The organism is Sediminicoccus rosea, assembly GCF_033547095.1.
Classification (GTDB): Bacteria; Pseudomonadota; Alphaproteobacteria; order Acetobacterales; family Acetobacteraceae; genus Roseococcus; species Roseococcus rosea.
In genome coordinates this window covers 2,358,416-2,373,393 of sequence record NZ_CP137852.1, presented here as the reverse complement: position 1 = coordinate 2,373,393, position 14,978 = coordinate 2,358,416, and the positions used below count along the sequence as shown (strand labels likewise).

The following is a 14,978-nucleotide window of genomic DNA, read 5'->3' as shown; positions in this document are numbered from 1 at the left end:
GCAGGGCGGCCGCGCGGCCACCCTGCCCCCTTGCATCCCGGGTTCGCCTCACTCCGCGGCGGCAGCCACTTCGGTCATCGGCCGCGCCAGGTACTTGGCGTATTCCTTCGGCACGATGTGCCAGAAGGCGGCGCGCTCATTCTCCCAGTCATTGAGGATGCGCGCGGCGTGGCGGCTGCCCGTCTCGGCCACGTGGCGTTCGATCAGGGCCTTCAGCTCGCCCTCCCAATGGGCGGAGGCGAGGCGCTGCCACTGCAGCGTGTCCTTGTTCACGCGCCGCTCGAAGAGGTTCTGCGGATCGTGGACGAAGGCCTGGCCGCCGGTGAAGCCCGCGCCGAAATTGTCGCCGACGCCACCCAGGATCACCACCGTGCCGCCGGTCATGTATTCGCAGGCATTGGCGCCCACGCCCTCGACCACGGTGATGGCGCCCGAGTTGCGGACGGCGAAGCGCTCGCCCGCCTGGCCCGCCGCGAAGAGCGCACCGGCGGTCGCACCATAGAGGCACGTGTTGCCGATGATGCTGTTCTCATGCCAGGCGAGGCCCGAGGACGGCGCGGGCCGCACCACGATGGTCGCGCCCGAGAGCCCCTTGCCCACATAGTCATTGGCATCGCCAAAGACCTCGAGCTTGAGGCCACGCACGCCGAAGGCGCCGAGCGACTGGCCGGCCGAACCACGCAGGCGCACCGTCAGGTGGCCATCCTGCAGGCCGGTCATGCCGTATTGCCGCACGATCTTCGACGAGACCTTCGTGCCGATGGCGCGATGCGTATTCCGGATGTTGTAGGCCAGCTGCATCTTCTCGCGACGCTCGAAGAGCGGTGCGGCGTCGCGCAGCATGTCGGCGTCCAGCGTCTCCGGCACCTCATTGCGGCCTTCCAGCGTGCAATAGGGCGCATGCGGGCCGGCATCGGCCTTCACCAGCAGCGGGTTGAGGTCGAGGTCGTCCAGGTCATCGGCACCGCGGCTCACCTGCTTCAGCAGGTCCGTGCGGCCGATCACCTCCTCCAGCTTGCGGAAGCCGAGCGAGGCAAGGATCTCGCGCACCTCCTCCGCCACGAAGGAGAAGAGGCTGATCACCTTCTCCGGGCTGCCCGCGAACTTCTCGCGCAGCGCTTCATCCTGCGTGCAGACGCCGACGGGGCAGGTGTTGGAGTGGCACTGCCGGACCATGATGCAGCCCATGGCGACAAGCGAGGCCGTGCCGATGCCGAACTCCTCGGCCCCCAGCATGGCGGCCACGACCACGTCACGGCCGGTCTTGAGGCCGCCATCGGTGCGCAGCTTCACGCGGTGGCGCAACCGGTTCAGCAGCAGCACCTGGTGGGTCTCGGAGAGCCCCATCTCCCAGGGCAGGCCGGCATACTTGATGGAGGTGACCGGCGAGGCACCCGTGCCGCCGGAATGGCCGGAGACCAGGATCGCGTCCGCCTTGGCCTTGGCCACGCCGGCCGCGACCGTGCCGATGCCCGAGCGCGAGACCAGCTTCACGCAGACCGTCGCATCCGGGTTGATCTGCTTCAGGTCATAGATGAGCTGCGCCAGATCCTCGATCGAGTAGATGTCGTGATGCGGCGGGGGCGAGATCAGCGTCACGCCCGGCGTGGAGTGGCGCAGCTTCGCAATCAGGCCCGTCACCTTGAAGCCGGGCAGCTGCCCGCCCTCGCCCGGCTTCGCACCCTGCGCGACCTTGATCTCGATCTCGCGGCAGTTGTTCAGATATTCCGCGGTGACGCCGAAACGGCCCGAGGCGATCTGCTTGATGGCGCTGTTCGCGTTGTCGCCATTGGCGCGCGGCTTGGCGCGCTCCGGATCCTCGCCGCCCTCGCCGCTGTCCGAGCGGGCGCCGATGCGGTTCATGGCGATCGAGAGCGTCTCATGCGCCTCGGGGCTGAGGGCGCCGAGCGAGATGCCGGGCGAGACGAGCCGCTTGCGGATCTCGGTGATGCTCTCGACCTCTTCCAGCGGCACGGGCTTCAGCCCCTCGTTGCGGAAGTCCAGCAGGTCGCGCAGGGCGACCGGCGCCTGCTTGCGCACCGCCTCGCTGTAGCGCTTGAAGGTCTGGTAGCTGTCCGTCTCCACCGCCTTCTGCAGCGTGTGGATCAGCGTGCCGCCAAAGGCATGCGCCTCGCCCGACTGACGCAGCTTGTAGAGCCCGCCGACCGGCAGCGTGATGACCTCCGAGCCGAAGGCACGCTCATGCAGCGCCAGCACGCGCCGCGCGATGCCGGCGAGGCCGATGCCCGAGATGCGCGAGGCCACACCCGGGAAGAACTCGGCCATCAGCGCGCGGGAGAGGCCGATCGCCTCGAAGTTCATGCCGCCGCGATAGGAGGAGATGACCGAGATGCCCATCTTGGACATCGTCTTGAGCAGACCCTTGTCCACCGCCTTCTTGTAGCGCTCGATCGCCTCCTCGACGCTGAGGTTGCCGAAGAGGCCGCGGCGATGACGATCGGCGATGGAGGCCTCGGCCAGGTAGGCGTTGACCGTGGTGGCACCCGCGCCGATCAGCACCGCGAAATAATGCACGTCGAGGCATTCGGCGCAGCGGATGTTCAGGCTGGTGAAGGTGCGCAGCGAGGTCTTCACCAGATGCGTGTGCACCGCCGAGACGGCGAGGATCATCGGGATCGCAGCACGATCCCGGCCCTGCGCCTCGTCCGTGAGGATGACGTGCTGGCAGCCGCTGCGCACCCCCTCCTCCGCCTCGCGACGGATGCGCGACAGCGCATGCCGCAGCCCGGCCTCGCCCTCGCTCACCGGGAAGGTGCAATCCACCTCGAAGGCGCTGCTGCCCATGTAGTGCCGCATGGCGCCGAACTGCGCGCTGGAGAGCACGGGGCTGTCCAGCATCAGCATGTCGCACTGCGTCGGATCCTCGTCGAGGATGTTGCCGAGATTGCCGAGGCGCGTCTTGAGCGACATCACCCGCGTCTCGCGCAGGCTGTCGATCGGCGGGTTGGTCACCTGCGCGAAGTTCTGGCGGAAATAATGGTGCAGGCCGCGATACTGGCTGGAGAGCACGGCGATGGGCGTGTCATCGCCCATCGAGCCCACCGCCTCCTGCGCGTCCTCCACCATCGGGTGCAGGATCTGCTCCAGCTCCTCCAGCGTATAGCCCATGGCGAGCTGCGAGCGGCGCAGCGCCTCGCCCGTCATCGGCGCGGGCTGCGGGCTCGCCACCTTCACGATCTCGTCGATGCGCGTGGTGCGGTTCACCCACTGGCCGAAGGGCTTGCGGGCGGCCAGCAGGTCCTTCAGCTCGGTGTCGAGATAGAGGCGGCCCTCATCGAGGTCCACGCCGATGCACTGGCCGGGGCCGACGCGGCCCTTGGCCGAGATCGCATCCTCCGCAATCTTCACCATGCCCGTCTCGGAGCCCACGATCAGCAGGCCCGACTGCGTGACGGTGTAGCGCAGCGGGCGCAACCCGTTGCGGTCCAGGCCCGCCACCACCCAGCGGCCATCCGTGCCGCAAAGTGCCGCCGGCCCGTCCCAGGGCTCCATCACCGCATTGCAGTAGAGGAAGAGGTCATGATGGCGCGCCGGCATGGTCGCGTTGTTGCCGAGCGATTCCGGGATCAGCATGGCCTTGGCCATGGGGGCATCGCGGCCGCCCCGCACCAGCAGCTCGAAGACATTGTCGAGGCTCGCCGTGTCGGAGCCGCCGGCCTGCACGACGGGCTTGATGTCCTCCAGATGCGCATCCAGCAGCGGATGCGAGAGGCGCGTCTCGTGCGCCTTCATCCAGTTCACATTGCCCGAGAGCGTGTTGATCTCGCCATTATGCGCGATCATGCGGAAGGGCTGCGCCAGCCGCCAGGTCGGGAAGGTGTTGGTGGAATAGCGCTGGTGGTAGATGGCGAAGCGGGAGACGAAGCGCTCATCCTGCAGGTCGGGATAGAATTCGCTCAGCGATTCCGCCAGGAACATGCCCTTGTAGATGATGCTGCGGGCCGAGAGCGAGCAGAGGTAGAGCTCGGGGATCTGCGCCGCGATGGCCTGCTTCTCGATCCGCCGGCGGATCACGTAGAGGTCGCGCTCCATCGTCGCGATGTCGCGCTGCTCGGGGTCGTGGATCAGGATCTGCTCGATCTCGGGGCGCGTCGCGTTGGCCTTCTCGCCGATCACGCTCGCGTTGATCGGCACCTGGCGCCAGCCATAGATGCCGTAGCCGCTGGCCAGGATCTCGGTCTCGACGATCTGGCGGCAGCGCTCCTGCGCGCCGAAATCGGTCTTGGGGAGGAACACCTGGCCGACGGCGATGGGGCCGGGCTTCAGCGTGTCGCCGCCATTGCGGACGGCTTCGGCGAAGAATTCCTGGCTGATCTCGACATGGATGCCGGCACCGTCGCCGGTCTTGCCATCGGCATCCACGGCGCCGCGGTGCCAGACGGCCTTCAGCGCATCAATGCCCGCCAGCACCACGGCGCGCGTGGGCTTGCCGTTGAGCGAGGCGACGAGGCCGACGCCGCAGGCATCATGCTCGGTCGTGTCGATGCCGGCATGGTTCAGCAGGGCCGCGTTGGCGGCGTAGTTCTGGATGTAGTTGCGTTCCATCGTTCTTACTCCGCCGCTTCCGCCAACTTGGCCTTTGCCTTCACATAAGCCTCGATCTGCGCGGCCGCGTCGCGGCCGTCGCGAATGCCCCAGACCACCAGCGAGGCGCCGCGCACGATGTCGCCGCCCGCGAAGACGCCCGGCAGAGACGTCATCATCGTCTTGTGGTCCACCTTCAGCGTGCCCCAGCGCGAGACCGGCAGCGCGGGCTCGTTGAAGGCCGTGGGCAGGTCCTCGGGGTCGAAGCCCAGCGCCTTGATGACGAGGCTCGCCGGCTGCACGAAATGGCTGCCCTCGATGGGCTCCACCTGCTGGCGGCCGGTCGCGTCGGGCAAGCCCAGATGCATCTTGACGGCGCGCACGCCGGTGACGTCCTTCGCACCGAGAAACGCCTCGGGCGCGGAGAGCCAGAGGAACTGCACGCCCTCCTCCTCCGCATTGTTCACCTCGCGCATCGAGCCCGGCATGTTCGCCTTGTCGCGGCGATAGAGGCAGGAGACCGACTTGGCGCCCTGGCGGATGGCCGTGCGGACGCAATCCATGGCGGTGTCGCCGCCGCCGATCACGACCACATCCTTGCCCGCCGCGTTCAGCCGGCCATCGTCGAATTCCGGCACCGCATCGCCCAGGCCCTTGCGGTTGGAGGCGGTGAGGTAGTCGAGCGCGGGCACCACGCCATTCAGGTCACTGCCCGGCAGCTCGACGTCGCGCGCCTTGTAGACGCCGGTCGCGATGAAGACGGCGTCATGCCGCTCGCGCAGCTGCTCGAGCGTGATGTCCTGGCCGACCGCGACGTTCAGGTGGAACTGGATGCCGCCCGCCGCATACTGCTCCCAGCGGCGGAGGACGACGTCCTTCTCCAGCTTGAAGTTCGGGATGCCATAGATCATCAGCCCGCCGACGCGGTCATACCGGTCATAGACATGGACCTGAAAGCCGCGCACGCGCAGCCGCTCGGCCGCCGCGAGGCCGGCCGGGCCCGCGCCGATGATGCCGACGGACCAGGGCAGCTCCCGCGTCGGGGTGGGCGGCTTGATCCAGCCATTCTCCCAGGCGGTGTCCACGATGTATTTCTCGACCGAGCCGATCGTGACGGAATCGAATCCCTTCTCGATCACGCAATTCCCCTCGCAAAGGCGATCCTGCGGGCAGACGCGGCCGCAGATCTCGGGGAAGGTGTTGGTGGCGGAGGCGACCTCATAGGCCTCCTCCATGCGCCCCTCGGCGGTCAGCTTCAGCCAGTCGGGGATGTTGTTCTGCAGCGGGCAATGCACCTGACAGAAGGGCACGCCGCACTGGCTGCAACGGCTGGCCTGCTCGGCGGCCTTTTCGGGCGCGAAACGGGCGTAGATCTCGTTGAAATCCTCGCGACGGGCGGTGGCGGCGCGTTTCTCCGGCGTCTGCTGTTGGAGGCGGACGAATTGCAGCATGCGCTCGGCCATCGGGGCACCCTCGAAGTGGATTTCGCCGCGAGGATGCGCGGCGCCCGATGCCCTTACCCAAGCTTTTCGCCGGGCGAAAGAGGAAAAAGCGCATTCAGGACAGTTTTGCTGTCCTTATTTTTTCATGCCGCCACGAAGCGGTCATATTGAGGAAATCATCCCCGGGATTTTAGGTCCGATATGGACTTACCCCGCCGGCCGCACCCGCCGCGCCCCGCCTGGCTGGAACCGCGCCAGGTAGGCCGGCACCAGCGCCTCCACCGCCGCCGGCTGGATGCCGAGATCGGCCAGGGTCAGCGCGCCCGGCGCCACCACATTGTCGCGCTGCAACAGGATCAGCTGGTCCCGCGTCAGGGGCGGGTTGGGCAGGAGCTCGGCGAAGCGGGCCTGGACCTGCGCGAGGCCGAGCGGAATCTCCACCAGGCGGCGGTTGCGCTGGGTCTGCTGCACGATGAAGGCCAGCAGCTCCCGGAAGCTCCAGGCGCGCGGCCCGCCCAGCTCATAGGTCCGCCCCTCGGTCGCGGGGTCGTGCAGGGCAGCCATGACGGCGGCGGCCACGTCGTTCACATGGACCGGCTGGAACTTCGTGTCGCCGCAGATCACCGGCATGAAGGGCAGCAGCGTGCCGAGCTGGGCGAAGCGGTTGAAGAAGGCGTCGCCCTCGCCGAAGACGATGGAGGGCCGCAGGATGGTGGCCTTGGGGAAGGCCGCCAGCAGCCCCGCCTCGCCCGCCGCCTTGCTGCGGGCATAGGCGCTCTGGCTCGCCGCATCGGCGCCGATGGCCGAGATATGGACCACGCGCTCCACGCCCGCCGCCGCCGCGAGCCGGCCGATTCGCGCCGGCCCCTCGGCCTGCACCGCCTCGAATCGCCCATGCAGGATGCCCACGCAATTGACGACGACGCCCGCCCCCTCGACGGCGCGGGCGACGCCCGCCTCATCCGTCACATCGGCGGCCAGGGCGGCGATCTGGCCCACGCGGCCCATGGTGTGCATGCCCCGCCCGCCCATCGGGTCGCGCGTCGCGACGCGCACCACCCAATCCTCGCGCGCCAGCCGCTGCACCACCTGGCGCCCGATGAAGCCCGCGCCGCCAAAAACCGTCGCCACCTTGCGCATCATCACCATCCTCCGTGTCCCTTCTCCATATGGCGTGCGGCGCAGCGCGCCAAGCATGACACGGAAGCGCGGGGGCCGGGGTTGACGCATCCCAACGGCCCGTCTATCTCGCCGTCACCCCGCTGAAATGCCCAGGTGGTGGAATTGGTAGACGCGCTGGCTTCAGGTGCCAGTGACCGCAAGGTCGTGAAGGTTCGAGTCCTTTCCTGGGCACCACCACACTACGTTTTCCGCCGCTTTCCGGGCATTTGGGACGCGAAAGGGACACTCAGAAAAAATTAACGGCAAATCGCCCGGTTGAATGCCCGGTCGCTGGCAATGGCATCCATCATGCGGGTGATGGCGGGGCTCCCCTCGATTTCCTCCGCCGCCGCTAGCTGCACTGGCTTCGGGTACTCCGTCACCCGCCGGCACGGCCGCTCAAAGTTCCAGAGCGCAGCCGGCCAGCAGCGCGATCCCGTTCAGCGCCTTAGGCAGGCCGTAGCCGCTCTTAGGGGTGCAGTCCAACATGCCTGACATGGCAGTGACACATGCCAATGCAGCGCTCGTGGCGTTGAGCTCCCCCCCCCCACATCACCCATCGGGAATTGACACCATAGAAGACCTCAAGGGTAAATGTAACGCTCTCGATCAACTTGGGAAAGTCCGGGCCGACGGTTCGAATCCGCTTACCTGCTCAAGTATTTCCCCGAGCAACCATTCACCACGTATCAGAGGGCGCCGTAAACCGCAGTTCCTCTGGGGTTTTTGCGTCGTGGCTTGAGGGTTGGAGAACGAAACGACTGGCGTCTCCGTCTCCCCCGGGGCCATTCTCTCGCCGAAGCTCGGAACTTGGACGATTGAGTCTACAAGCATTAAGTCACTGAAATATTGATATTTTTTGTCGAGATACGCGGGACGGTTGCGCATTGCGACCGGCAACCGGTCGAGCCTGGGACCGCAAAGCAGCGCTCTCCACCCAAGGTATTGCGCCGATGCTTCGCGTTGGGGACCTCGCCGTGAGGCGCAGACATCGGACCGCCGTAGCGAACTTCAATTGAGGCGAATCCGTACTCGCAGACTAAGTGTGACGACCGTCGTCAGCGCGCCGCCTTCCCTCGGAACACAACCCACATGAACGAAGAAGATCGCGTCTTCGCCCGCTTCAAAGGCAACAGGCCGGAGGCTTCATGCCGGCGCGAGCAACTGACGATACCAGGTCGCGCCGGGACTTCGGGCAGCAGGGTCGTGGAGGTTGTGTACGTTCGGTCCAGCGCAACGATGAAGGACCGGCAACGCCACGTCGACACGCGTGTTCGCGCTGCGCCCTGGGACGGCGGCTTCCTCGCAAAGCAGACCGCCGCGGGTGCTATGCCGGTCCAGGCGACGGCTGCTGAATCGGCAAAGCCGGTCCGACACATCGTGGCCGAGGAGGAGTTGCCAGCGGTGGAGACCGGAGGGGCCCAATTGCCGAGCGTAGGGGGGCCTGTCGGTGTAACGCTCCAGGGACGCGGGAGGCCTCACCAAGAGACGCCCTATACGCTGACGAGGCGCATTGCTGACCCGTTCGACGCAGGCGACGACGGTGCCAACTGCCTGCGCTGCGGCTACGCGATCGAAACAAGGCGGGAGAAACGCGGGCTGATGACTTGCTCCGAATGCGGATAAGTCAGGCCGCCTTCCCGACATTGTCCAAAGTTGGCCAAGAGTCGAAAGTCTTCTACGTGATTCCGCTGCCGTAGAAGCTGCCGCAAGGCTGTCGGCAACCGCTCAATACTGGGGGACATCGGCGCAAGCGGTAAACGGGACGGCCAGGGTCGAAGCTGAACCGCAACGTCGAAGGCCATGGCGTCAAGTCGCCCGGGACGTTCGGATCATGGTCGTGCTCGCGCGGAATGCCGATCCAACATTAGCACCGATCTCCCCCGATGTGGGCGCTCGTCGAATGGTCGCCCTAATTAAGGGCACAAAAAGCTAATCTAGTCATCGGCCAGCTGCAGATTAAGGCTTCCGCTTCGACACAGGTCTGCGCGCGTGCACTAACCACCTATCCGCATGTTCCGCGCGCGTCCCCGGGGCGGTATGTTTCGTCTGGATGGCCTCGATTCGCGTAAACCGGCACTTTCCCGTGCCCTTCCACGAGATGCCCTCCGACGGGTTCGAGGCAATGACGGTCTCTCTCTTGGACAAGGAGCCGGGGGTCGTCAGCGCCACCCTTTATCGCACATCTCGCCAGCTTCAATACGGTATCGATGTCCTCGCACGTCGCCAAGACGGCACTATCGAGGTCGCCTCGTGCAAGTGTTACGCGGCCGTGGACAAGGGCGAGCTGAAGGAGTGGTCGGACGACTTCCTGAAGCACTGGGACGGGCACTGGAAGGACCAGAAGGTTCGCCGCTTCACTCTCGTCGTGGCGGCGAACGTCCACTCGGCGCAACGTGACGCGGAAGTCCAGCAGGAACGAGAGCGGTTCCTGCAGATCGGGGTGGAGTACGAGGTGTGGGCCCCTCATCAGATTCAAGAGAAGCTCAGACCACATTCCGGTATCGTCGCCCAGCACCTCGGCATGGAGCACCTAGAGCGGGTCTGCGGCGTCGTCTCCGCACCGTTTAACATGCTCTCGGCGGCTAGCGCGGTACCGACCGGCCCGTCGGCGGCGGCCCTCGACGACCTGCGGAGATTGATCTCGCAGTCGGTGGGGCACCGGCTCGATCATCTGCTGGGCCGCTTCCGGACCGGGGAGGTTTCCGCGACGGCCGCTGCACTCCAGGAGATCCGCGGTGGGACGGAGTGGGATGCGCTGGAGGCGGGGACGAAGGCTCGCGTGCTTCGGCTCCAGGCGTCCATTTTCTCCACGCTGGTGATGACGCGGCCGCCTCGACGCTTGCCGATGGGGCGGACGCCCTCGAGCCACAGACGGAGCGCCCCGTCTCCGGGCGGTGCTTACCTATCGCCGCGCCGGTGCGTCCGCCGCCCTTGAGGTGCTCGGCGATCCTATGTCCCAGGACGGCGCGCACCTCCGCGCCGCGCTCCTACTCGAGCAGGGGAAAGTCGCGGCAGCGGGGGCGGTCCTGGCCGACCATCAAGCGGTCGAGGCGGACCACGCGGAAACGCTGCGGTTGCGGGCGCTCGTGTCGCTCATGGAGGGTAGCCGAGAGACAGCGCCGCGCTTCGCGGACGATCTGGTGCGCGCCATGGGGATGGAGGGCATCAGCCGCAGCCAGGTCTCGCGCCTCTGCGCCGAGATCGACGACCGCGTCCTCGAGCCGGCGCAGCCGGGACATGAGGCGCTCCGGGCCCTCGGCCAAGAGGCCGCGGTCAGGTATGTCACTTCCGGCACAACCGACGGTGGCGAGGGTGAGAAGGGCAGAGGCCGATCGTCGCGTGACCAGATGGCTGCGGACTATTGCTATCGCTCCGTGGGAAAGGGCGTCGGCGAGATGGGGGAATCGCGGCCCATCGCGATTTGGGTCGCATGGGCCGGCTGCCTCTGCAAGTTCACGCCATGCCTCGCATCACCGGCCTGGATGGACGGCAAAGCGGGACGCCGCCGCTTCACGGTTCCTCGTGGACGACGACGCTTCCACGCCGATGCGCCTGCCGCGAGGGTTGATCCCCTGCCCCGAGACCACGGATGCATTGGAAGCCCCGCCCGCGACGTGGCGGTGATTTCAGCCATCAAGATCAAAACACGCGGGGTAATGCTCGGGTCGCACCTGCCGCTCCGCCGCTCGCTCAGCGATGTCACGGAGCGCCGACATACCACCCGGGTGATCCATCCGGCGATGCTCCGCCAGCGATCTCGCGTCCGTCCGGGTCGCCAGCTCCTGCTCCAGCCACTCCGCCTCCAGCGGGAGGTCGTAGCGCAGGAAGCGCAGGAGCGGCACGCCGCCCAGGAACTCGTCGGCCAGGTCGCCGATCTCGCTGTTCAACTTGTGCGGAGCGGGTGTCACGGACATCCATTGCATCAGTGTGAGCGACAACGCCTGCCCATCGCCGATCATGCCGAGCAGGGCGCGCGCCACCATGCCCACGGCCGGGCCACGCGTGCCCGGCGCCATGCGGACGCGAAAACTGCCCCTACCGACGGATACCATCATCAGGGACTCGGGCCCCATCTTCCAGCGAAGCCGATAGGGGCGCGCGGTGGCCAGCATCAGCAGCGGCAAGCTCGGATTGTCGTAAGGCGAGACGCCGCCATCCACGAATAATCCAGGCGGAGCGCCCGCCGCGATCCGCAGGAACTCGGGCCGGAAATATCCCGGTGCGGCGGTGCTGGCGCGGACGATGGCAGGCAGGTTGTAGTGGCGGGTGCCCATCCAGCTTCCATCGGGCGGACCCTCCCAATACGGACCGCGCGGGTTGTTGGAGACCACCCAGGGGCTGCCCGTGTCCATGCGTTTGATCATGGCCGCAAAGCCTGTGAGCAGCGCGGGACTGTCCAGGGTCCACGGAGCGCGTCGAGATACCTTGGACGTAGGCTTCCTGGATCGCCGCCGTCATCGCCGATGATCCGCGACCTGACCTGCCTGCCTGCACAACAACGCCGCCGAGCGGCGCATGCGCCCGCTCGCGCTGGGTCGGAAGAACTATCTGTTCGCCGGGTCGCACGAGGGCGGCAGGCGGGCCGCGGTCATCTACACCCTGGTCGGCACCGCGGAGCTCAACGGCTGGGAACCGCAGGCTCACCTCTGCGGTCTCCTCAACCGCATCGCCGACCACCCAACCAACCGCATCGGCGACCTCGCGTCTAGGAACCTCCGGCCCGACGCCGCCTGAGCCCCATCAAGCCGCCCACGCCGCAACCGCCAGCGCGCTTACAGCCGCTCCACAAGGTTTACAAACTCCCTGCATTCTGTGCATGTAGATGTTAGGAGCGATACTATACCTTCCAATGGTCAGCAATATCTCGCCCAGGGGTCACGTGTCGGAGCAGACGTCGAGGAGCCGATCCTTTGAGCATCAAGGCATGCGCGACGCGGCTCTGGCCGCCAGCGCCGAACAGGAATGGATCCTAGCGGTTGACAGATGGACCAGTGTTCTTGAGGCGGAGCCCGATGACGTCGAGGCCATCGCTAAACTGGGTGAGGCGCTTCTGCGACGAAAGGACTTCGTCACGGCGCGCGCGGTTCTTGGGCACGGTTTATCGCTGGCGCCGCAGTCCTTTCCGCTCCGATTGTTTAATGCCCGCGCCCATGGCGGTCAAAGTGATCCCGCCAGCGAGATTATTGCGTGGCAGCGCGTCCTGGAAGTCCGGCCTCGGCATTTCGAATCCCACCTGAAGCTGGCCCGCAGCTATCAGGATGCCGGCGATTTTGTTGCCGCGCGACGCCATCTCGACGATGCAGATGCCCTAAGCCCTAGCCACGCGGAAACCGGCCCAGCACTACTGCGGCAAAGCCTGCATGAGCGCGATGCAGCCGAGGCGTTGCGCGCCTACCGCTTGTACATGATGCATCAGGGGAAACCACCCGCCCCCTCACTCGATCTCGCGTCACTGCTGCTAGAGGCCGGCTCACCTGCAGAGGCGCGGGCAGTACACGGTAAGCGGCCGAAGGATGCCGTCAGTAGCCAGCGCTGGGCCAATCTTGGCGTCGAAATCGCCCTGCGACTCGGTGAGTGGTCGCAGGTGGCGCAGGCAACGCGCGACGCCATGCGCGTTGCCGAGCCGCGCGCCGCACGCGCCCGCCTTTGGGCCAGCCTTGTCGCCCTACACGCCGAGCCGGGCATCCGCGGCGGCGCAGTAAGCATTCTAGCCCCACTGCTGCGTCCGCATATTCGGCTGATGGCACGCGCCGCCCGGCGCGCAGCTCTGCCCGACCTCGAACTGGAGTTGCGCAACCTCACCTTTGAGACCGTGCCGGACGTCGAGGAGGAGTTGCACGAAATAGACTTGATGCTGCAACGCCAGCGCGCCGACATAGCAGAAGCGCTGGCTGAGGCTCTCGCGCAAAACAATCACAACAATCCGCGTGTACTCATCGCCCTAGCGCGCGTTCAGGCGGCACAGGGCCACTGGACTGCCGCCATCACCACGCGCGAGCGACTGACGGCGCTGATGCCACAGGACAGCATGAACCTGCTGGCACTAGCCGAACTGCAGGCACACGCGGGTATGCTAGCGGCCGCGGAGCAGACGCTGTTGAATTGCATGCAATGCAAGCCCCTGCTGCCGGAGGTATTGCGCGAACTTGGAGTGCTGGCGGCCCGCACAGGACGACTCCAGCGCGCCCGCGCGCTACTTGGACAGGCGCTCCGTATTGCACCCGATGATGGCGATGCGCTCTACCGGCTGGGCCTAGTCTGCGAGAAACTAGGGTTGGAGACAGATGCGATTGAGGCCTTCACCCGCTGCCTCGAGACGATCCCATGGCACGTCCGGGCCTGGTCACGGCTTCGCGCCCTTGAGGGTAGCAGCGCTGATGCGGAATGGGCTCGCCACTTGGCAATGGTCGCCGCTCGCGTGGCGCCGAACCCGCGCGAGCGGCATTTCCTCGCAGAGGCACGGCTCGAAGCGGGTGATATGGCGGGGGCGCGAGTCGCACTCGAGACGGCCTTACAGGCGCTGCCGCGCCATGTCCCTCTACTACGCCTGCAGGCCAGTCTCGAACGAGCGTCGGGTAATTCGGCTGGCGCGCTCGCCGCGATCGAGCGCGCCATCGGTATCGACCCCGACGACAGCAGGCTACGCGAAGAGAAGCTGATTATCCTCTGCGCCAATGGCGATTACGCGGCTGCCCGTGCGCATGTCGCGCAGCACGCGCGGTACTTTGCTTCGCCAGCGGTGCTGCGGCGTGGCATCGGTCTATTGGCGCCGATGCATCTGGCTCTCGGCGAATACCGGCAGGCCTTCGAGATGTACCGCCACAGCGACGTCTCGGCGGCGCTGCGCGCCAGTCTGGGCGAGGCGCGCGTGACCCGCCGGATGGACGCAGTGCGCCGTGGTGAGCGGTTGCTGGTACTGCCGGCTTGGGGCATCGGGGACGAGGTGAACTGGTGCGCAATCTACCCACAAATTGCCGCACGGCACCCCGACACGGTATTCGGTGCCGACCCACGCCTCTTGCCGCTGCTCCAGCGCTCCTTCGCCGGTCTGTCGTTCATTCCGGTGGCTCGTTGGCACGGACGGGACGGGCCGCCGCCGGTCTCCGCTGCACCCGCTTATGCCGGTCTACCAGATCTGGCGCTGGCCTCGATCATAGACGGGACAACCTGGCACCGCGCACAGGGCTTCGACCGCATCGCCCTTGCGACCGACCTGCTACCCGACTTCCGTGCTGATCGCGATGCGTTTCCGCAGCATCCGGCCTACCTGCGCCCTGACGAGGCTGCTGTGCATGCCTGGCGGCAGCGGCTTGCCGCGCTTGGCCCGGACCGCAAGATCGGTATTGCATGGACTAGTTCCTTCGACACTCCCATGCGTCGCGCCAACATGACGGAATTAGACGACTGGCGCGCCGTGCTCGACCTACCGGGCGCGCAATTCGTGTCAGTGCAAGTGGATGGTGAGTCTGAGCTGGCCGCGCGCGCAGATCTATCGGTGCACCGGTTATCCGGTCTCGACTTGCGTAACGACATCGACGGCACGGCGGCGCTACTCGGCGCGCTCGACGCTGTCATCTCGATCATCAACAGTACCGGCGAGCTAGCAGGTGCGGTGGGTACACGCACCCTGCTGCTGAACCGCTCCCGTGCACTTGACTGGAGGATCGCCAACTCCGCGGGGACCGATTTGCTCCACCCCACGGCGACCCACATACAGCCCAAATCGCTGACTAAGCGGGTGCCGCAGTCCGCTGAGCCCAGGCGCGGCTCGGAGCAAACTGAGGGACGTTCGGCGTGGTGACGAACTGCATCCAGAAGCAAGGCCAA

Annotated in this window: 8 protein-coding genes, 1 tRNA gene and 1 pseudogene; 5 read left to right on the top strand and 5 right to left on the bottom strand. The window is 66.5% G+C overall.

The genetic code is table 11. The features are described 5' to 3' along the window. Positions 1–48: 48 nt before the first annotated feature. From gltB to R9Z33_RS11415, 3 genes are all read right to left on the bottom strand, one after another. Positions 49–4,566 carry a glutamate synthase large subunit gene (gene gltB, locus R9Z33_RS11425; protein WP_318651417.1) on the bottom strand — a complete coding sequence of 1,506 codons (4,518 nt, stop codon included), beginning with the start codon at positions 4,564–4,566 and terminating at the stop codon, positions 49–51. A gap of 5 nt (positions 4,567–4,571) precedes the next feature. Beyond that, positions 4,572–6,008 carry an NAD(P)-dependent oxidoreductase gene (locus R9Z33_RS11420; protein WP_318651416.1) on the bottom strand — a complete coding sequence of 479 codons (1,437 nt, stop codon included), beginning with the start codon at positions 6,006–6,008 and terminating at the stop codon, positions 4,572–4,574. A 186-nt stretch (positions 6,009–6,194) separates the two neighbouring features. Continuing rightward, positions 6,195–7,130 carry a complex I NDUFA9 subunit family protein gene (locus tag R9Z33_RS11415; protein ID WP_404830671.1) on the bottom strand — a complete coding sequence of 312 codons (936 nt, stop codon included), beginning with the start codon at positions 7,128–7,130 and terminating at the stop codon, positions 6,195–6,197. Positions 7,131–7,256: 126 nt separating this feature from the next. Here R9Z33_RS11415 and R9Z33_RS11410 point away from each other — a divergent pair. The 3 genes from R9Z33_RS11410 (at position 7,257) to R9Z33_RS11400 (ending at position 10,086) form a co-directional block, all read left to right on the top strand. Then, positions 7,257–7,343: transfer RNA gene (locus tag R9Z33_RS11410), tRNA-Leu, on the top strand. An 897-nt stretch (positions 7,344–8,240) separates the two neighbouring features. Further along, positions 8,241–8,774, top strand: a complete 534-nt coding sequence (locus R9Z33_RS11405; protein ID WP_318651415.1) for a hypothetical protein — start codon at positions 8,241–8,243, stop codon at positions 8,772–8,774. A gap of 460 nt (positions 8,775–9,234) precedes the next feature. Next, positions 9,235–10,086 (top strand): hypothetical protein, encoded by an 852-nt coding sequence (locus tag R9Z33_RS11400; RefSeq protein WP_318651414.1) that lies wholly within the window; start codon positions 9,235–9,237, stop codon positions 10,084–10,086. 52 nt (positions 10,087–10,138) lie between these two features. Here the strand turns inward: R9Z33_RS11400 and R9Z33_RS11395 are convergent, their stop codons facing one another. Continuing rightward, positions 10,139–10,390, bottom strand: coding sequence for a hypothetical protein (locus R9Z33_RS11395; protein ID WP_318651413.1), 252 nt, complete (start codon positions 10,388–10,390; stop codon positions 10,139–10,141). 387 nt (positions 10,391–10,777) lie between these two features. Continuing rightward, the gene (locus R9Z33_RS11390) at positions 10,778–11,515 is read right to left on the bottom strand and encodes a patatin-like phospholipase domain-containing protein (protein WP_318651412.1); all 738 of its coding nucleotides are present in this window, start codon (positions 11,513–11,515) and stop codon (positions 10,778–10,780) included. Between the two features lie 130 nt (positions 11,516–11,645). Here R9Z33_RS11390 and R9Z33_RS11385 point away from each other — a divergent pair. Then, positions 11,646–11,885 (top strand): annotated as a pseudogene (locus R9Z33_RS11385) (transposase domain-containing protein); the annotation flags it as partial. 145 nt (positions 11,886–12,030) lie between these two features. Then, a complete protein-coding gene (locus tag R9Z33_RS11380; RefSeq protein ID WP_318651411.1) occupies positions 12,031–14,952 on the top strand; it encodes a tetratricopeptide repeat protein in 2,922 nt (973 codons plus the stop codon). Positions 14,953–14,978 lie beyond the last annotated feature (26 nt).

Excerpts from the sequence above, each read along its gene's own strand:
- gltB (WP_318651417.1), bottom strand. The coding sequence starts at position 4,566 with ATGGAACGCAACTACATCCAGAACTACGCCGCCAACGCGGCCCTGCTG.
- R9Z33_RS11420 (WP_318651416.1), bottom strand. The coding sequence starts at position 6,008 with ATGGCCGAGCGCATGCTGCAATTCGTCCGCCTCCAACAGCAGACGCCG.
- R9Z33_RS11415 (WP_404830671.1), bottom strand. The coding sequence starts at position 7,130 with ATGATGCGCAAGGTGGCGACGGTTTTTGGCGGCGCGGGCTTCATCGGG.
- R9Z33_RS11405 (WP_318651415.1), top strand. The coding sequence starts at position 8,241 with ATGAACGAAGAAGATCGCGTCTTCGCCCGCTTCAAAGGCAACAGGCCG.
- R9Z33_RS11395 (WP_318651413.1), bottom strand. The coding sequence starts at position 10,390 with ATGTCCCGGCTGCGCCGGCTCGAGGACGCGGTCGTCGATCTCGGCGCA.
- R9Z33_RS11390 (WP_318651412.1), bottom strand. The coding sequence starts at position 11,515 with ATGATCAAACGCATGGACACGGGCAGCCCCTGGGTGGTCTCCAACAAC.